The sequence below is a fragment of the Lysinibacillus sp. FW301-JW8 genome (assembly GCF_058788755.1).
Map to the genome: position 1 here is coordinate 13,804 of NZ_JBYTBB010000048.1, position 18,896 is coordinate 32,699.

Sequence of the window (18,896 nt, forward strand, 5' to 3'; positions counted from 1 at the left end):
AGGCTGTGCAGAAAAGTAGATTATTATCTTCTTTCTGCACAGCTTTTTGAATTTTAATCGCTTTCATTAAAATAATTTAAGATGCCTTGATAAATTCCCAGACTTGCTTGTTCTCGGAATTTTGCTGTTGTAACAACACGTTCCTCACTTGCATTACTTAAGAAGCCTAATTCAATAAGGACAGCCTTTTGTCGATTTTCCCTGAGCACTAAGAAGTTCCCTTGCTGGGCCCCACGATCCCTTAAATCAATTTTACTAGAAAGCCCATTATGAATGGCCTCAGCAAGGGCCTTTTGATTGCTGTTTAAATAGTATGATGTAAAGCCATTAATGGAGCTATCGTCCGTCGCATCGTAATGAATACTAATAAAAGCATCTGCCTCATGTTGATGGGCTATAGATACACGTTTTCGAAGTGCTACATATTCATCTGATTCTCTAGTCATTACTACATCTGCACCTGCTGCACTCAACTTTGAAGCAAGCAGAGAAGCAGTTTTCAACGTGATTTCCTTCTCATCAGTACCTCGTTGACCAGTAGTACCATGATCATTTCCACCATGTCCTGCATCAACAACAATTGTAAGACCATTTAACGTTCCCTTTTTACGAGGCTCAGATGTATTCTTTTTGGTTGTCACAGCTTTGTTGGATGTAGTTGTAACGACCCAGTTCGCTACAAATGCAGTTTTGTTATCTAATTGTATTTCATAAAAATTATCTTTCGCACCTACAATAGGGTAGCTTTTGCCTGCATCTACACGTTCTACAACTTCAGCCGTTGTAGTAGCATCTGTCCGTAGGTTTGTCCCATTATAGATAATAGTCACAGATTCCAGCTCTGTAGATGAGGAAGATGTAGATTTGGTTTTTTCTACATTTGAAAATGTGCCATAAAAACTATATACCCAGCCAGTTATTTTATTGCTGTACTGAATTTGTACCCAATTATGCTCTTGGGCTAATACTTTAAAGGCTTTTCCCTTCTTAACAGAACCTACTTTTTTCGCATTTAAATCGGGCTTTTTTCGAACATTCAGTGTATCCACTAACACTGTAAATGTTGTATCCTTGTTCACCTTTTTTGTCGATACTTCAATGACAGGTTTTTCCGAATCAGATTTTTTCTCAGGTATTTTATTAATGGTAACATAATCTGTCGAAACCCAGCCAACTAGCCCGTTCCAATCAATTTTCGCCCATTCGCCACTTTCTTCAATCAGATTAGCTTGTTTACCCGTTGATAGTTGCCCAAGAACTGCAGAAGAAATATCAGGTTCCGTGCGAATATTAAGACGATCAACCTGTGAAATAACGGTTTTATCAATCGTTTGTTTAGCATTTATAGGAGCAGTTAGCCATGATGCTACCCAACCTTCGTCATTGCCTGTTTTTACTTGAATCCAGTCTCCTTCTCGACCAATAGAAGTTAAGGAATCACCCTCTTCTAACGTTGTAATAATGGGATAGGACAGTCCTGGTCCCTCACGTAAATGAAGAATTGTCCCCGTCACTTTTAAATCACTGGTGTCGGCAAACGCACTTTGAACATTAATTTTACTTGGAATGGCAATCGTTAACATTAGCAAGAAGATGATCATGATATGTAAAAGTTTTGTCCTCATCAAATTCCTCCTATTCCTTGTGCTATTTTACCATGCTTTAGTAATAGAATTCGTGGGAAAATGGTAATGGAATTTGTTGTTTTCGCAACTGTTTCGTTAAAAATACAAAAACAGTTGACATTGTCTTTCGTTGTGACTAACATAAGGGGTAATTAAAAAATGATTCACTGCTTATGACCAAGCAAGTAGCGTATACCTCTATTGGAAAAGAGAGGGAAAGACCTAGGCTGCAATCTTTCCTACAAAAACGTATAACGTGAACAACACTTGAGAGGCTTTTTTCTGAAAAGTAAAACTTAGTAGGAAAAAACGGAATCGGCCGTTATCCGATTATGAGGAGGACGCTCGTTGTTAAGCGCGTCAACTAGGGTGGAACCGCGGAAGCTTCTATAGCTCTCGTCCCTTGCAATATGCAAGGTGGCGGGAGCTTTTTTGTTTCTAAAAAATTGGGGTCCGCTCAATTGGGGGAGAGTCTCTCAAAAGCGAATCGACTCAATTTGAGAGAAGAGTCGCTTAAAAGGGGGAGAATCTGCTCACCTAAGAGAAAGAACTTCGTTTAAACGAGCAGGTACTCAAAAATCTTTCATAAGCAATCAATAGAGGAGGTAGTTATATGAGTTTTAAGGTACCACGTGGGACGCAGGATATATTGCCGGGGCAATCAGAGAAATGGCAAAAAGTCGAAGCGATTATTCGAGATATTTGTCATGTTTATCGTTATAACGAAATCCGTACACCTATTTTTGAGCAAACAGATTTATTTGCACGTGGTGTTGGTGAAACAACTGATGTTGTACAAAAAGAAATGTATACCTTTGAGGATCGTGGTGGGCGTTCATTAACGCTACGTCCTGAAAACACAGCTGGTGTAGTTCGAGCCTATGTTGAGCATAAAATGTTCGGTGCTCCTGATCAGCCAGTTAAGCTATCCTATATAGGACCTATGTTCCGTTATGAGCGTCAGCAAGCTGGACGTTATCGTCAATTTGTTCAATTTGGAGTGGAGGCAATTGGTTCAGCTGATCCAGCTATTGATGCTGAAGTGATTGCACTAGCCATGGATGTTTATGAATCAGCAGGCTTAAAGGATTTAAAATTAGTCATCAATTCACTTGGCGATAAAGTTACACGCGATACACATCGTACGGCACTGCTCCAGCATTTTGAACCACATATTCATGAATTTTGTACAGATTGTCAAAATCGATTACAAAAAAATCCATTGCGCATCCTAGACTGTAAAGTGGACCGTGAGCATCCATTAATGAATTCTGCACCAGCATTAACGGATTTCCTAACTGAGGAATCAGCAGCCTATTTCGCTCAAGTTAAAACGTATTTAGATATTTTAGGTATTTCATATGAGGTTGATCCAAATCTTGTGAGAGGTCTTGATTATTACAATCATACGACATTTGAAATTATGTCAACAGCTTCTGGCTTTGGCGCTATTACGACTCTTTGTGGTGGAGGGCGCTACAATGGACTAGTCGAAGAAATTGGTGGACCAGATGTACCGGGAATCGGTTTTGCATTAAGTATTGAGCGTCTTTTACTAGCTCTTGAAGCCGAGGGAGTTGAATTAGACACAGCATCAGGTCTTGATGTCTATATGATTGCAATGGGTGATGAAGCGAAGCTAAAAGCAGTAGAATTAACAAGTACCTTCCGCGCCAAGGGCATTGCCACTGAGATGGATTATTTGGATCGCAAAATGAAGGCACAAATGAAATCCGCTGACCGTTTAGGTGCAAAATATACGATTGTTCTAGGAGAAACAGAGCTTGAAGAGCAAGTGGCTGCTGTTAAACATATGGAATCAGGCGAACAACAAAAAGTCGCTTTCTCAGAATTAGTAAATTACCTATTAAAACAATAAATGAACACAAGCATCATCATATTGCCAAGATCGGAATTGATAGACAAAGGCATTATCTGTCCAATTACTGATGAAACATACTTTTCATTTTGGACAGATAATGTTTAACAAAAAACGAAGATTCCTTGGCAGCAATTCACTACTTAGTAGGAAATGTATACTACATAAGTAAATAAATCATTTGGAGGAATTGTTAAAATGGCTACAAGAACACATGCTAGTAACGAATTATCAGAACGGTTACAAGGCGAAAAAGTCGTATTAAAAGGTTGGGTACAACGCCGCCGTGACCTAGGTGGTTTAATTTTTATTGATCTACGTGATCGTACTGGCATCACACAGGTTGTTTTTAGTCCTGATGTTGCTGAGGCACATGCTTTAGCAGATAAAGTACGTAGTGAATATGTTATTGAAGTGAAAGGGACAGTTATCCTTCGAGCAGAAGATCAAATTAATCCAAATGTGCCAAATGGAAAGATTGAGGTAGAGGCATCGAAATTAATTGTAATTAATACAGCAAAAACACCGCCATTCCAAATCGAAGACCGTACGGATGTTTCTGAAGATCTACGTTTAAAATACCGCTATTTAGACCTTCGTCGTCCAGTTATGTATGATACATTTAAGCTGCGTTCAGATGTAACACGTACAATTCGTAATTTCTTACAAAACGAAGATTTCCTAGAAGTGGAGACACCAATTTTAACAAAATCTTCTCCAGAGGGAGCTCGTGACTATTTAGTACCCTCACGTGTCCATGAAGGTGAATTTTATGCATTGCCGCAATCACCACAGTTATTTAAACAATTATTAATGGTGGCAGGCTTTGAGAAATACTTCCAAATTGCACGTTGCTTCCGTGATGAAGATCTACGAGCTGACCGTCAGCCAGAGTTTACACAGGTCGATATTGAAACAAGCTTTTTAACACAAGAAGAAATTTTAGAAATGAATGAACGCTTAATCCAAGCAGTTATGAAGGAAGTTAAAGGTATTGATATTCCTGCTCCGTTCCAACGCATGAAATATCAAGAGGCAATGGACCGTTACGGCTCAGATAAACCTGACGTACGTTTTGGCTTAGAGCTTGTTGCTTTAAATGATATTTTTGATGGCTGTGGTTTTAAAGTATTTGCTGATACAGTAGCACAAGGAAAACAAGTAAAAAGTATTAATATTAAAGGTGCTGCAGATAGATACTCTCGTAAAGATATGGATGAATTAACAAAATTCGTTGGTATTTATGGAGCAAAAGGTCTTGCTTGGTTAAAGGTAACAGAGGAAGGCTTAAATGGTCCGATTGCGAAATTCTTTGATGAAGCATTAGCAAGTGCATTAATAGAGCGTATGAAAGCAGAAGTTGGAGATATTCTAGTATTTGTTGCTGATCAAGCATCTGTAGTAGCTGCTTCTCTTGGTGCGCTTCGTACGAAATTAGGCCATGACTTAGACTTGATTGATGAATCTCAATTTGCTTTCCTATGGATTACAGATTGGCCACTATTGGAATACTCTGAGGAAGATGGTCGCTACAAAGCAGCACATCACCCGTTTACACGTCCATTTGATGAGGATATTCCATTAATGGAAACTGATCCTTCTGCTGTACGTGCACAAGCCTACGATATCGTATTAAATGGCTATGAGCTTGGTGGAGGCTCACTTCGTATTTATGAGCGTGAGTTACAGGAAAAAATGTTCGCATTACTTGGTTTCTCAGAAGAGGAAGCAAAAGCACAATTTGGCTACCTATTAGAAGCATTTGAATACGGTGTGCCACCACATGCAGGTCTAGCATTTGGTCTTGACCGCTTCGTCATGATACTAGCAGGTCGCAACAATTTACGTGACACAATTGCATTCCCGAAAACAGCAAGTGCTAGCTGCCTATTAACAAATGCACCAAGTGCTGTTTCTTCAGAACAATTGGATGAGTTAAATTTAGCGATTAAAGCATTTAAAAGATAATTAGTACTTCTAAATACCTGGATTCTCTAGCAAAAAATGTTGGGAATCTAGGTATTTTTTGCGTTTTCGCAGTAATTTATATTTTAATTGAAAAAATCGTTTGAATTATCTGAAATATGATGTTATGATAGCTGTAATACGAATCCTGATGTGTTTGTTTATCTGCTGATTCTACCTAACAGTTTTGACCGAACATTATAGAATTGGGAGCCTTCATTTTGTAGTCGCAAACATGCCCTAACAAGGAGCGGGACGTTTAAAACTGCAAAGCGGGCACCCCCCTGCGAATTGCGGGTTCAAAACGAATGTTTCTTGGCATTACGGCACAATCGGGATTCGTCAATACATAATGAAACAAAAGGAGCATGTATGGCTCTTTTTTTTATTGCTCAAAAAAGCGAAAAGGCTAGTGAATCATCAAGTTTTAAAGGAAAATTTAGAAAATATGAAAAAATTACTTTTTATTTTTGTGAAAGCGGCATATAATTGGTATAGACAACTATACCAAGATAGATTGGTATAGTTGTTTGCTTCAACAATGCTCCTTCATAAGGGAATAAAGGGGGTGACTCATTGAAGGGGACACTATTAATTTCAAATGTTACGATTGTCAATCACGATAAGATGCCATTTAAGGGCGATTTGCTGATTGACAATAAAAAGATCATAAAAATAAGTCATGCATTATCCGATAGTACTGAGCATTATATTGATGGCAAAGATAAAAATTGGTTCTTGCTTCCTGGCTATATTGATATGCATATTCATGGTTCTGCCGGTCACGATACAATGGATGCAACCCCATCTGCCTTACATCAAATAGCTCGTTCTTTAGTAAAAGAGGGTGTAACAGGATTTCTTGCTACTACAATGACACAATCAATAGAAGCAATTGAAAGCGCTTTAGCCAATATTGCAATTTTTGAAAATAGTGAAGATGAAGCAGGCTTATTAGGAGTCCATTTAGAGGGACCATACGTTTCCAAAAAAAGGGCAGGTGCTCAGCCAGTAGAATACATTATACTACCCTCCATCGAGCAATTTGCAGCATGGCAAAAAATAAGTAACCAACGCATCAAACAAATAACGATTGCCCCTGAGGTAGAGGGAGGCTTTGCCTTTCTTGAATCGTTAAAGAACTCACAGGTAATACCTTCTATAGGACATTCTGATGCAACCATTGAGGATGTGGAGAGGGCAGTTGACCTTGGTGTAAGGCAGGCTACACATTTATATAATCAAATGCGTCCTTTTCATCATCGCAATCCAGGTGTCGTAGGAGGCGTGTTAGTAGAGGATGCGGTGAAGGTTGAAATCATTGCAGATTTTGTGCATAGTCATCCTCAGGCTGTCAAGCTGGCGTATCGGACTAAGGGGGCTCAAGGAATAATTTTAATTACCGATGCAATGCGAGCGAAAGGTTTACAGTACGGTGATTTTGATTTAGGTGGTCAAACCGTTCATGTTTCTAAGGAAGGGGCACATTTGACTAATGGAGCCTTAGCTGGCAGCGTGTTAACGATGGAACAAGCAGTAAAAAATATGAAAGCGATCACAAATTGCTCCTGGCAGGAAATTGTTGCAATGTCCTCTACAAATGCTGCTAATCAATTACAGCTTACAACAAAGGGGCGTATCGCAGAAGGCTTTGATGCAGATTTTGTATTACTTGATGAAAAATTAAATGTGCAAAAAACTATTTGTCAAGGTAAAGTTGTATTTGAGAAATGAAAGTAAAGAGGCGATAAGGATGGTGCAAGACTTGTTAGATAAAAATTCTCATATACCTATCTATATACAAATAGAAGAGATTATTAAACAACGCATTTATTTAGAAGAATACAAGATTGGAGAAAACATTCCTTCTGAACGTGAGCTTTCGACGCAATTTGATGTCAGTAGAATGACTGTTCGTCAATCTATTACAAACTTAGTGAATAGTGGCTTACTGTATCGTGAAAAAGGAAGAGGCACCTATGTAGCTAATCCGAAATTGGAGCAGCCATTAAAGGGATTAACGAGTTTCACAGAAGACATGCGGGCTAGAGGGATGGAACCAAGCAGTAGGGTTCTACGCTTTGAAAAAATTGTACCTCCAGTCGATGTGGCAGGAGATTTAATGTTAGAGCCTGGCGAAGAGGTATTCTTTGTAGTGCGAATTCGTAATGCGGATTCTAAGCCAATGGCAATCGAAAGAACATACATTCCAGTAAAAGTGTATCCCGAGTTAGATGAAAAGAAAATTATGGGGTCATTGTATGCTTTGATTGAAGCAAAATTCCATCAAAAAATTGGTAATGCTATTCAACAAATGGAGGCAGCTATTGTAACAAAAGAGGATAGTAAATTTTTGCAAATTAATCATACAGCACCTGTCTTAATTATTAAACGTACAAGTTATTTATCAGATGGGGTTCCGTTTGAGCTTGTGCGCAGTACTTATCGAGCTGATCGATACAAATTCATTAGTGAAATTAAAAGGTGATACTATGAATGCATACTTTCAAGAAATACAAAGGTTAATGCAAACCGTACAAGAGCAAGAACATGCTCGTATAACTGAAGCTGCGCAGTTGATTGTACAACGGCTTCAACGTGGCGGGATTGTGCAATTATTTGGTTGTGGTCATTCTCAGCTTTTAGCACAGGATGCATTTTATCGTGCGGGTGGTCTTGTGCCTGTACGTCCGATTATTATTGAACCTTTAACATTACATGCAGGTGCTATAACATCATCCAAAAATGAAAAGGATCCGACGATTATAGATCAGTATAAGGAGCAATTTGACTTTTATGAAAATGATGTATGTATCGTCATCTCCACTTCAGGACGAAATTCTGCACCTATTGATGCAGCAATTCTAGCGAAACAATCAGGGATACTCGTTATGTCACTGCAATCTCTTAAATACCATGATCAGCCCTCGCGTCATCCAAGTGGAAAACGTTTAGAGGAAATAGTGGATATTATGATGAACACACATACACCAATAGGCGATGGTGTACTAAACTACAATGAAATTCAATTTGCACCCGCTTCCACAGTGATTGGGTCATTTATTTTAAATGCATTATTTAGTGAAGTGATAAAGAATATGGCAAGCGAAGGAAGTGTATTACCAGTTTTTGAAAGCAATAATGTTGAATCCAATCGGTCTCATAATGAGACTTTGATAACTAATTATCAGCATCGGATTAACTTTAATTGAAAAACGGAGGGAATATCGATGAAAAAGATGTATAAAATAACAGCGCCAGAGGGACTACATGCTAGACCAGCAGCGTTACTTGTAACTGCTGTTACGCCATTTGAATGTGATGCTGCCTTAACGTATAAGGAAAAATCGGTAAATTTAAAATCAATTATGGGTGTTATGGCTCAGGGAGTAGCTTCAGGAGGCATTGTAGAAATTTCAGCAGAGGGTCCTGATGCAGAGAAGCTTTTTCAAACGGTTACAGAAGTATTCATTTCTAAAGGAATTGGTGAGGAATGCTAGAAATACAGGGAATAGCTGTGTCTGACGGCATCAGCTTTGCAAAGGCATATTGTTTAAAGGATTCCGATTTATCGTTTGAAAAAGTAACTGTTTTGGATGTACAAGAAGAACTAGAACGATTTAATGCTGCTTTGGGGAAAGCAAAAAAGGAGCTTCAAGAAATTTATGAAATGGCTCAGGGCAAATTTGGTGCAGACAAGGCAGCAATTTTTACAGCACATTTATTAGTGTTAGAAGATCCAGAAATGATTGCCGCCATTGAGTCGAAAATTCTAGCAGGTGTGAATGCAGAGTCTGCCTTAGATGAAGTGGCGAATATGTATATCGAGATGTTTGAGGAAATAGACAATATTTATATGCAGGAGCGAGTGGCAGATATCAGAGATGTCTCTAAACGAATATTAGGGCATTTACTAGGCATTGAAATGGTAGATATTAATCGTTTAAACTCTGATGTTATCATTGTTGCGGCAGATTTAACACCCTCTATGACTGCAATGCTAGATACGAAATATGTAAAGGGGTTTATAACGGATATAGGTGGTAAAACGTCGCATTCTGCTATACTTGCACGAACATTAGAGATTCCAGCGGTGGTAGGAACTAAAAATGCTACACAAGTTATTCAACAAGGAGTTTCAATTATTTTAGACGGCACAAATGGCAAAATTATTGTGAACCCTACCTCAGAAATATCAAGCTTTTACAAGCAGCTGCAAACACAGCATATAGCAGCATATGAAGAGCTTCTCCAGTACCGTTCGTTGGCAAGTTTTAGCGCAGATGGATGCGTTGTGGAAATAGCTGGTAATATTGGCAAACCAGAGGATGTAGATGTAATCCTAAATGCCGGTGGTGATGGTATAGGTCTTTTTCGAACGGAATTTTTATATATGGGACGTCAGGAGCTACCTTCAGAGGAGGAGCAGTTTCAAGCCTATAAAAGTGTACTTGATAAAATGCAGGGAAAGCCAACCATTGTTCGGACCTTAGATATTGGCGGCGATAAGCATCTACCTTATTTAAAACTACCAACAGAAATGAACCCTTTTCTTGGCTATCGAGCGATTCGAATTAGCTTAACACAGCACGATATTTTTCGCGTACAGCTTCGTGCATTATTAAGGGCAGGTGCCTATGGTCATTTAAAGATAATGTTTCCAATGATTGCAACTTTAGATGAATTTCAAAGAGCTAAGGCAATTTTTTTGGAGGAGCAGCAACATTTAAAAAATAATGGCTATTTAGTCGCTGAAAACGTAGAGCTTGGCATAATGATTGAAATCCCATCAGCAGCCATTATTGCTGACATTTTTGCTAAAGAAGTAGACTTTTTTTCGATTGGCACAAATGATTTAATTCAATACACATTAGCGGCAGATCGCATGAATGAAAATGTGTCTTATTTATACCAGCCATATCATCCGGCCGTTTTAAGATTAATTAAAAACGTTATTGATGCAGCCCATCAGCAAGATAAATGGGTAGGTATGTGTGGTGAAATGGCGGCAGATGAAATAGCCATACCGATTTTACTAGGGCTGGGATTAAATGAGTTTTCAATGAGCGCCTCTTCTATTCTAAAAACGCGTGCGCATATTGCTAAGCTTTCAAAGCAGCAATTAATGCTACATATTGAGCGCATTTTATTACTCTCTACAGCCGATGAGGTGAAGGCGTATGTTCAAAGGCACTTAAGTCTGTGAATTTCAAGAATATTCAGTATTGAATGGGGGGTGATCTGTTTATGGATATAAAAATAATTCCACCAGAAGATTATTTTCAGGTACATCAACTAAGAGATTATTGTTTTCCTAATAAATATATAGGAGCACGTAGGGAGGATTTTCAATACTGGATTGAGCATAGTACAACGATAGGGGCTTATGATGCACAGAAGATAGTCGGTCAGCTATTAATATTACCTCTTAATATAACTGTACATGGGAATAGTTATGCTATGGGCGGAATTGGCTTTGTAGCAACCTATCCAGAATATCGGCAGCAGGGGATTATTAAAAGGCTGATGACAGAGGCACTCTTGAAAATGAGAGAAAACGGGCAATCCGTATCTGTCTTAGCCCCATTTTCTGTTTCCTTTTATCGTTACTTTGGCTGGGAACTATTTTTTGAAAAACTACATTACTCCATTCCGCAAATGCTGTTTCCTACCTTTGGAAAACAACTAGACATTATTAAGCGAATGAGCTTTGAATGGAAAGATAATGACCTTTATCGTGAGATTAGAGATTTTCATAATGCACAGGCACTTATTCGTAATGGAAGTATGCTGCGGGATGATGCTTGGTGGCAAAGAATAGAGAGAAGGATGCCAGACAGTCATTTGGCAGCCTACTTTAAGTCTGATAAAGTGGCAGGCTATGTTCGTTATACCATACACAATGAGATATTTGAGATTCATGATTTTATAGTGGAGGATTTGCTGGCAGAACAAGCAATTTGGCGCTTTATCACATCACATTCTGCAAGTGTCAATAGCATTAAGGGAACTACCTCTAACAACGATTACTTTGGTTTTCATTTTAAAGAACCACAGTTTAAAAGAGAGGTTGTTCAGGATATCATGATTCGAATAGTAGATGTATTGTCTTTTATGCAGCAATATTCGTGGCAGGAAATTCAGGAGCCGTTGTATGTGCATATAGAAGATTCTTTCTGTGAATGGAATGGGCATATCTTCAAAATAAATAAAGATGGAAATGTTTCAATAGCAGAGACTAATTCAATCCCTGAAATGCATATGTTAGCATTACCAATCAATCTTTTTTCAGCTATGATGGTAGGCTACCTTTCTGTAATGGAAGCAGTTAAATATGCCCATCAACAGCCGACAAAAGAGAGTATTGAAAAATGGCAGCTTGCAATACCTACTGAGAAACCTGCCTTTTATGAGTATTTTTAATGGGTTCTACAGATAAAACACAAAATTTTTTTAAACTTTTTTCTGGACTATACCAGTTTGGAAAATCCTTTTATTTGCCTGAAACAAGGTTATAGCCCAATTTTTGAAACCCTTTTCTAATGAGGAAAATAGTGTAAAAAGTGTATTGTGGTATATACCAATTGATGCTATTCTCAACTTAAGTAAGCGATTTCAAGGAAAGATAACAACGATTTTTGCTAGCTAGAATGATCATATTAAAATTTAAAAGGAGTGCTGAAAATGAAAAATATTATGCTAGTTTGTGTAGCAGGAATGAGCACAAGTTTATTAGTGTCAAAGATGCAAAAAGCTGCACAGGACCAAAATATTGAGGCAGATATTTATGCAATTGCTGAGGGGGAAGTTGAAAAAGTATTAGCTACGAAAATGCCTGACGTGCTTTTACTAGGTCCCCAAGTACGTTACTTAAAGGGATCCTTTGAAAAAAAATTTAAGGATATGAATTTTGCGATTGATGTCATTAATATGGCTGACTACGGCATGATGAATGGTGAAAATGTCTTGAAGCAGGCATTAACGCTAATTGGTTAAGGGGGCAAAGTCGATGGAAGAAACTGCATTAATGGCATCCATAATGGGCTTGATTGTGCATAGTGGCAATACAAAGAGTGAATGCATGGAAGCCATTCAGCTAGCAAAAAAGGGGCAGCTTGTTGAAGCAAAAGACAAAATAAAGCTTGCTAATGATGCTTTGATTGAAGCACATCATTCTCAAACGGCTTTATTATCACAAGAGGCAAGGGGCGAAAAAGTAGAAGTTTCCATGCTGTTAATCCATGCTCAGGATCATTTAATGAATGCTATAACATTTCGTGATTTAGCTGTGGAAATGATTGAGTTATATGAACGAATCAAAGGGGAGTAGCATCGAATTTTGATGTCCAAATAAAAAATAAAGGGAGTGTGTGAAATGTTCCGTTTTTTAGAAGAAAAATTTGTGCCAGTTGCTGCTAGAGTAGGGAATCAACGTCATTTAGTTGCCATTCGTGATGGATTTATTACAATCATGCCATTGACAATTGTTGGATCACTTGCGGTTCTTGTTAATCATTTGCCTATCAAATTCTATCAAAATGCACTCGATGCCATCTGGAAGCATGAAACTTGGACACAGTGGGGCAGCAATGTTTGGGGAGCAACATTCGGAATCCTCTCTCTGTTATTAGCTTTTACAATTGCTTATAATCTTGCGAAAAGTTACGACAAGGATGGACTTTCTGCCGGTGTAATCAGCTTTTCAAGTTATTTGACGTTTGGTACATTTGGTGAAGGTGGATTAACAGGGTTAACGACAGGTACAGGTGGTATATTTATTGCCATTATTATTGCGTTGCTGTCAACTGAATTATTCTGTAAATTGACTGGCAATCCTAAGCTGTTAATAAAAATGCCAAATGGAGTACCGCCAGCTGTTTCAAAATCCTTCGCTGCATTATTACCTGCTATTATTACAATTGGTTTAATTGCTCTAGTTCGTACAATTATTTCGGCAGGCTTTGATATTCCTGATATTGTCGGTTCATTTTACTCAGCCGTTCAAGAGCCGTTTATGGGCTTAACAAATTCATGGATTGCGGCTTTACTTTTAGCATTCATTCCTACGTTTTTATGGACATTAGGTGTTCATGGTGCTAACATCATCGAACCATTTATGCAAACAATTAATTTACCAGCGATTGAAGAAAATGTGAAGGCAATTTCAGCTGGGGAAGTAGCACCATATATCGTAAATAAACCATTCTTTGATGCCTTCATCAATATGGGGGGATCGGGTACAACAATAGCACTTATTATTGCTATTTTCCTTTTCGCTAGAAAGAATAAACAATATAATACCGTCGGAAGTTTGTCGGCGGCACCAGGGATTTTCAATATTAATGAACCATTACTTTTCGGTCTTCCAATCGTGTTAAATCCAGTGTTATTTGTACCGTTTATTTTGACGCCAATGGTTAACGTAACCATTGCTTTCTTTGCAACGAAGTGGGGCTTTGTGCCAGCAGCTACGGTTTCACCCCCATGGACAACGCCACCGATTATTAATGGATTCTTAGCAACTCAATCTTGGCAAGGAGCTGCCCTGAGTATTGTCTTAATTGTAGTAGCAGTATGTATTTATTTACCGTTCATTTCGATGGCAAACCGTATGGCAAAGCAAAATGAGCAGCGAGCTGCTGAAGCAGAGGCTCAAAGTAAACAGTCTGTAACACAATCAAATATTCAAAAAGTAGAAGTGTAATGACTGATTAACGGAGGTATTTGAATTGAGAAGATTAGGAATATCACTATATCCTCAGCATAGTACACTTGACCAAATGAAGCATTATGTGCAGCTTGCTCATGACAATGGCTTTGATCGAATATTTACTTGTCTGATGTCGTTAAATAACAATCAGGAGCGGCAAAAATTACAGAAAATTAATGAATTTGCCCAGCAGCTTGGTTTTGATATATCTGCTGATATTGCACCAGCAGTCTTCAAGGACTTAGGCTTAAGCTATAAGGATATCAGCTATTTTAAAGAACATTTTCATTTAGCGGCTTTACGCTTAGATATGGGGTTTTCTGGTCAAGAAGAAGCTTTTATGTCACTTGATGTAAGTAATATAAAGGTAGAATTAAATATTAGTAATGGTACTAAGTATGTAGAAAATATATTATCCTACCAACCAAATAAAGATAATATTATTGGCTGTCACAATTTTTATCCAAGACGTTTTACTGGTCTTTCTCGTCAGCATTTTTTAACAACCTCTAAACTATTTAAAATGAATCATATTCGCACAGCTGCTATGATTTCATCTCAGCACGCAAAATATGGTCCTTGGGAGCAAACTGAGCATGGCTTGCCAACATTAGAAGAGCATCGGCATCTGCCAATTACTGTGCAAGCGAAGGATTTATGGCACACAGGATTAATTGATGATTGTATTATTGGGAATATGTATGCCTCGGAGGAAGAGCTTTATGCCTTAGGGCAATTAAATCGCCAAAAGCTTGAGCTCAAAGTTGTATCCTCTGCTGAAACATCTGTTTTAGAAGAAGCGGTTCTGTTTAAGGAGCCTCATTTTAACCGTGGAGATGTATCAGAATATGTGATTAGAAGTACACAATCTCGCGTTAAATATAAAAATGGTGACTTTCCTGCACATGATACAAATCCATTGAAACTTGGTGATGTAACCATTGATAATAATCTGGATATTCGTTATAAGGGGGAACTGCAAATTGTGTTGAAAGAAATACCAAATGCTGGTTCAACAAATATAGTAGCCAGAGTTGTCAAGGAAGAACAATTTTTACTAGCACATATTCAGCCATGGGAATCATTTGGCTTTACGAGATGATAGTGAAAAGGGAAAGGGATTGAGAGATCAATCCTTTTTTCTTTATGAGGAAAGGGGTAAAAATTATGTATGTTTTAGCGATAGATGGTGGAGGCACAAAAACATCTGCGGTCCTGTGTGATGAACATGGAAATATTTATGCCAAAGTAGTGACTACTCGCAGTAATCCGACAGCAATGGATCTTCATTATTTTGAGTCAACAATTCATACTATCATGCAAAACTTACAACAGCAGAACCCTCAAGTATTTTCGGCTGTACATAGTTGTTTTGCTGGTATGGCTGGAGTAAAGGAGCTTCAGGCAGAGAGAACTGTAGAGGAAATATTACGGCAATATGTTTCAAAAACTGCAATTATTTCTATTGACAATGATGCAATAATTGCCCTTTATGCTGGAACGCTTGGTCAGGCGGGCATTGTTCAAATAGCAGGGACTGGCGCCATAACAATGGGCTACGATCAGCAGCAAAATTTTCAGCGTGTGGGAGGCTGGGGGTATCTTTTTGATGATGAGGGTAGTGGATATGATATAGGTATCCAAGTGTTAAAGGCGATTTTTCAAGGCTATGATGGCAGAGGAAGAGCAACTGCTTTAACAGATGCAGTATTGCATTATTTTGCTATAGCTAATGTACCACAATTAATAGAATGTATTTATGGAGAAGAGCATCCACGTACAGTTGTTGCACCATTGAGCAAATATGTTGTTGCGATGGCTAATCATGGTGATGAAGTTGCCCATAAAATTTTAGAAGATGCTTGCCAAAAGTACTATAGCGCGATTAAAGCCTGTTATAAACAAATGATTTGGGGAAAAGAGCATGTGCCTGTTGTCTTAGCAGGGGGAGTTTTTAATAATGAAGATTATTTTCTACCTAAGTTGCAGCAGCTCGCAATTGCTGATGACCTTCCATTGCAATTTATAAAACCGCTGCTACCACCAATTGGGGGAGCAGTCATTGCAGCTTTTAAAGAAATGAATATTCAGCCTGGTACCGATTTTATAGAAAATTTTCAAAAGAAAAATGAATAACTAGAAAATTAATCGTGTAAAACTAGGGGCAATTGAAAGGTATTTCCTTCCATTGCCCCTTATAAGTGTTGAATATTTTTTAGTTATAATTTTCACTTGAAGAATAACATGATAAAATGTAATATAGATTTGATTTTATCTTAGTATTTAACTAGGTTTACTAATAAAGTGTGGATCTCACCCCACTGATAGAGCAAAAGGTAAAGCCTTCATATCCTACTGCCTTCAACGAATAGGGCTTTTATGGACAGTGAATCACCCTTTACTTAAAGATTTGTATCTGACATTGCGAATTCGGTACAGATTAATTACTGCATATGTATATTGATAAAAAATTATAACAGACGGAGAGTGTAAGAATGTTACATCAATTTTCACGTAACGAGCTCGCGATAGGAACAGAGGGTCTCGAAAAATTAAAAAATACAACGGTTGCCATACTTGGAGTAGGTGGCGTTGGGTCATTTGCAGCTGAGGCATGTGCACGAAGTGGAATAGGACGCATTATTTTAGTGGACAAGGATAATGTTGATATCACGAATGTAAATCGCCAATTAGTTGCTTATCTTTCGACAGTAGGTAAATCGAAATCAGGTGTTATGAAAGAGCGAATTGTAGATATTAATCCACAATGTGAAGTAATTGATATGCATATGTTTTACACAGAAGAAACATATGAAGAATTTTTCGCACAAGGCATTGATTATGTGATTGATGCAAGTGATACAGTAATGTATAAAATTCATATAATGAAGGAATGCTTAAAGCGTAATATTCCTATTATTTCAAGTATGGGTGCAGCAAATAAAATGGACCCTACTCGCTTCCAAATTGCAGATATTTCAAAAACACATACAGATCCGCTAGCAAAGATTATTCGTACAAAATTACGCAAGGAAGGTATTCATAAAGGAATAACAGTGGTATTCTCCGATGAAAGTCCGATTGTAGTTCGACCAGATGTCGTTGAGCATGTTGGGAAGCCTGATGCAGCTATTCGCAAAGCAAAAATGCCCCCATCTTCAAATGCGTTTGTACCTTCTGTCGCAGGTTTAATTGCAGCGAGCTGGGTAGTGAATACAATCTTAAAAGATGTAAAAATCACTCGTGTGCAGGGATAATGCTAGATAATAGTAACTTTCTCCTCATGATGTAAGCAAAAAAGAACAAAATTGAACCATTTGATAGAAGTAGCTGTCTCAATTGACTTTGGAGGCAGTTACTTTTTCTGTGTTACAATAGGAACGTTGTAAAAAAAGGAGGCGGTTAATAGTGGAACAAATCTACCAAATGGAATACAGAGGTTTAAATTTGTTCGATGAAATCAGTTCGGTGGAACTTGCTATTGATGAACAAGGGCAAACAATACATATTTTTGATACTGGACAGGTTGTGAGCCCTATTTTTAATTTTGATGTTTCTGCTTATGAGCTATCAGAGGGTTTTTACAAAATGGCAGATATACTTCGCCATAAGCGTATATTGACAAATTATCAACAGGGTAGTGAATGGACGCTAAGTGAATGGCTCATAACAAACAACGCTTATTTTTATAGTCCAAAACAAAGAATAAAAAAATATGTCCAGGGAAGCATTATAGAAATTGTTGATCGTACGAAGGAGCAATTTTTATTTGAGGAATATGTACAAAGGATTTAATTCTATCAAAATAGATCATCTTACGTACACAAAAATGCTATTAATTCACGAAATTGTCTTATTTTCTTCATGTCCACACTTCTTGATTTGGTTTATTGCTATAATTTGAATAATTCCAATTGATAATAGATCGATTTGTTTGGAATGTACAGGACTGCTTAGGGGAGTAGGAATGGCGTTTAGAAAACAAATGAGAACATGGGAGAGTGGTAAAATGGAAATTCAAGTAATTCGTGATCATTTAGATATTGTAAAACTTCAAGAAAAGATGGATGCTATTGTATTTGACTATTTGGATACGTCTAATAATTATCCAAAAGCTATGAGAGAACTAAATCCTTTATATATACAGGTCACTACATTTTATAAAGAGTATGTTGCTAATAGGGCAGGTGAAATACCAGATGCCAATACATACTGGCATTTGTTTATAGATTGTAGTGCAAAATTATGCTATTTTTTAGCCGCATCAACCTATTATTCTTCCAATGCGTTACAAAAAACGCCAGAGAAAGTCGAGCAATTATTAACTATCGCTGCCTATTCACTACCTAGTATCGAACAGGAGGAGAACGCACAATTACTATTTGCCATTTTCGCTCTTTATAGTGAAGTTGTAAATGATGACGAGAAAGCGGATTCATTAAAAAATACAGTGCTTGATCAAAAAGGTTCGGTTAAACAATGTCTGCAGCATTTTAAACAATTTGTTGATAAAGAAATAGCGGAATAATTCTTTTATTACTTTTCAGAAAATAGAATACTCAACTAGAATCTGCTTACTTTCTGTGGTTAAGCCTTCTTACAAGTTTTGTGGTGTAAGGGGTGAATTTTTCCGAGGAAGTTTAGCGGATTTTTTTATAGAATTTACTTGATTCAGCCGATTTTTATTGTGCGAAAGCGAAGCGACAGCAACAGATCT

General features: G+C 37.7%; 17 protein-coding genes, 1 other RNA gene and 1 other annotated feature. Of the genes, 17 read left to right on the forward strand and 1 reads right to left on the reverse strand.

Features of this window, described 5'->3' with window-relative positions; translation table 11 throughout:
• Nucleotides 1-53: 53 nt before the first annotated feature.
• Nucleotides 54-1,625, reverse strand: a complete 1,572-nt coding sequence (locus AC3WOM_RS18045) for an N-acetylmuramoyl-L-alanine amidase family protein (protein WP_492447840.1) — start codon at nucleotides 1,623-1,625, stop codon at nucleotides 54-56.
• A 164-nt stretch (nucleotides 1,626-1,789) separates the two neighbouring features.
• Nucleotides 1,790-2,032: a binding site (T-box leader), on the forward strand.
• A gap of 206 nt (nucleotides 2,033-2,238) precedes the next feature.
• Between AC3WOM_RS18045 and hisS the strand changes: the two genes are divergently transcribed.
• The 17 genes from hisS (at nucleotide 2,239) to AC3WOM_RS18130 (ending at nucleotide 18,707) form a co-directional block, all read left to right on the forward strand.
• A complete protein-coding gene (gene hisS / locus AC3WOM_RS18050) occupies nucleotides 2,239-3,504 on the forward strand; it encodes a histidine--tRNA ligase (RefSeq protein WP_427547357.1) in 1,266 nt (421 codons plus the stop codon).
• A gap of 198 nt (nucleotides 3,505-3,702) precedes the next feature.
• The gene (aspS, locus tag AC3WOM_RS18055) at nucleotides 3,703-5,472 is read left to right on the forward strand and encodes an aspartate--tRNA ligase (protein ID WP_492447843.1); all 1,770 of its coding nucleotides are present in this window, start codon (nucleotides 3,703-3,705) and stop codon (nucleotides 5,470-5,472) included.
• A gap of 139 nt (nucleotides 5,473-5,611) precedes the next feature.
• Nucleotides 5,612-5,812, forward strand: a non-coding RNA gene (ssrS, locus tag AC3WOM_RS18060) — 6S RNA.
• A 233-nt stretch (nucleotides 5,813-6,045) separates the two neighbouring features.
• Nucleotides 6,046-7,203, forward strand: coding sequence for an N-acetylglucosamine-6-phosphate deacetylase (gene nagA / locus AC3WOM_RS18065; RefSeq protein ID WP_492447845.1), 1,158 nt, complete (start codon nucleotides 6,046-6,048; stop codon nucleotides 7,201-7,203).
• A gap of 31 nt (nucleotides 7,204-7,234) precedes the next feature.
• Complete coding sequence (locus tag AC3WOM_RS18070) at nucleotides 7,235-7,957, forward strand: GntR family transcriptional regulator (RefSeq protein WP_353051160.1); 723 nt, start codon at nucleotides 7,235-7,237, stop codon at nucleotides 7,955-7,957.
• 4 nt (nucleotides 7,958-7,961) lie between these two features.
• The gene (locus tag AC3WOM_RS18075) at nucleotides 7,962-8,681 is read left to right on the forward strand and encodes a sugar isomerase domain-containing protein (RefSeq protein ID WP_492447865.1); all 720 of its coding nucleotides are present in this window, start codon (nucleotides 7,962-7,964) and stop codon (nucleotides 8,679-8,681) included.
• An 18-nt stretch (nucleotides 8,682-8,699) separates the two neighbouring features.
• A complete protein-coding gene (locus tag AC3WOM_RS18080) occupies nucleotides 8,700-8,969 on the forward strand; it encodes an HPr family phosphocarrier protein (RefSeq protein ID WP_492447847.1) in 270 nt (89 codons plus the stop codon).
• Entirely contained in the window at nucleotides 8,963-10,675 is a 1,713-nt protein-coding gene (gene ptsP / locus AC3WOM_RS18085; protein ID WP_492447849.1) for a phosphoenolpyruvate--protein phosphotransferase, read from the forward strand. Before AC3WOM_RS18080 ends, ptsP begins: the two co-directional genes overlap by 7 nt.
• A 41-nt stretch (nucleotides 10,676-10,716) precedes the next feature.
• On the forward strand, nucleotides 10,717-11,892 hold the full coding sequence (locus AC3WOM_RS18090) for a GNAT family N-acetyltransferase (protein WP_492447850.1): 1,176 nt from the start codon (nucleotides 10,717-10,719) through the stop codon (nucleotides 11,890-11,892).
• A 261-nt stretch (nucleotides 11,893-12,153) separates the two neighbouring features.
• Nucleotides 12,154-12,465 carry a PTS sugar transporter subunit IIB gene (locus tag AC3WOM_RS18095; RefSeq protein ID WP_427547375.1) on the forward strand — a complete coding sequence of 104 codons (312 nt, stop codon included), beginning with the start codon at nucleotides 12,154-12,156 and terminating at the stop codon, nucleotides 12,463-12,465.
• Nucleotides 12,466-12,478: 13 nt separating this feature from the next.
• Nucleotides 12,479-12,799, forward strand: coding sequence for a PTS lactose/cellobiose transporter subunit IIA (locus tag AC3WOM_RS18100; protein ID WP_492447851.1), 321 nt, complete (start codon nucleotides 12,479-12,481; stop codon nucleotides 12,797-12,799).
• A gap of 45 nt (nucleotides 12,800-12,844) precedes the next feature.
• Nucleotides 12,845-14,173 carry a PTS sugar transporter subunit IIC gene (locus AC3WOM_RS18105; RefSeq protein ID WP_492447852.1) on the forward strand — a complete coding sequence of 443 codons (1,329 nt, stop codon included), beginning with the start codon at nucleotides 12,845-12,847 and terminating at the stop codon, nucleotides 14,171-14,173.
• Nucleotides 14,174-14,198: 25 nt separating this feature from the next.
• Nucleotides 14,199-15,281 (forward strand): DUF871 domain-containing protein, encoded by a 1,083-nt coding sequence (locus AC3WOM_RS18110; protein WP_492447853.1) that lies wholly within the window; start codon nucleotides 14,199-14,201, stop codon nucleotides 15,279-15,281.
• A 65-nt stretch (nucleotides 15,282-15,346) separates the two neighbouring features.
• Nucleotides 15,347-16,315 carry an N-acetylglucosamine kinase gene (locus tag AC3WOM_RS18115; RefSeq protein ID WP_492447854.1) on the forward strand — a complete coding sequence of 323 codons (969 nt, stop codon included), beginning with the start codon at nucleotides 15,347-15,349 and terminating at the stop codon, nucleotides 16,313-16,315.
• Nucleotides 16,316-16,674: 359 nt separating this feature from the next.
• Entirely contained in the window at nucleotides 16,675-17,436 is a 762-nt protein-coding gene (locus tag AC3WOM_RS18120; RefSeq protein ID WP_427547390.1) for a tRNA threonylcarbamoyladenosine dehydratase, read from the forward strand.
• A gap of 151 nt (nucleotides 17,437-17,587) precedes the next feature.
• Nucleotides 17,588-17,974: a hypothetical protein gene (locus AC3WOM_RS18125; RefSeq protein WP_492447855.1), complete on the forward strand. Its 387-nt coding sequence runs from the start codon at nucleotides 17,588-17,590 to the stop codon at nucleotides 17,972-17,974.
• A 214-nt stretch (nucleotides 17,975-18,188) separates the two neighbouring features.
• On the forward strand, nucleotides 18,189-18,707 hold the full coding sequence (locus tag AC3WOM_RS18130; RefSeq protein ID WP_492447856.1) for a hypothetical protein: 519 nt from the start codon (nucleotides 18,189-18,191) through the stop codon (nucleotides 18,705-18,707).
• Nucleotides 18,708-18,896 lie beyond the last annotated feature (189 nt).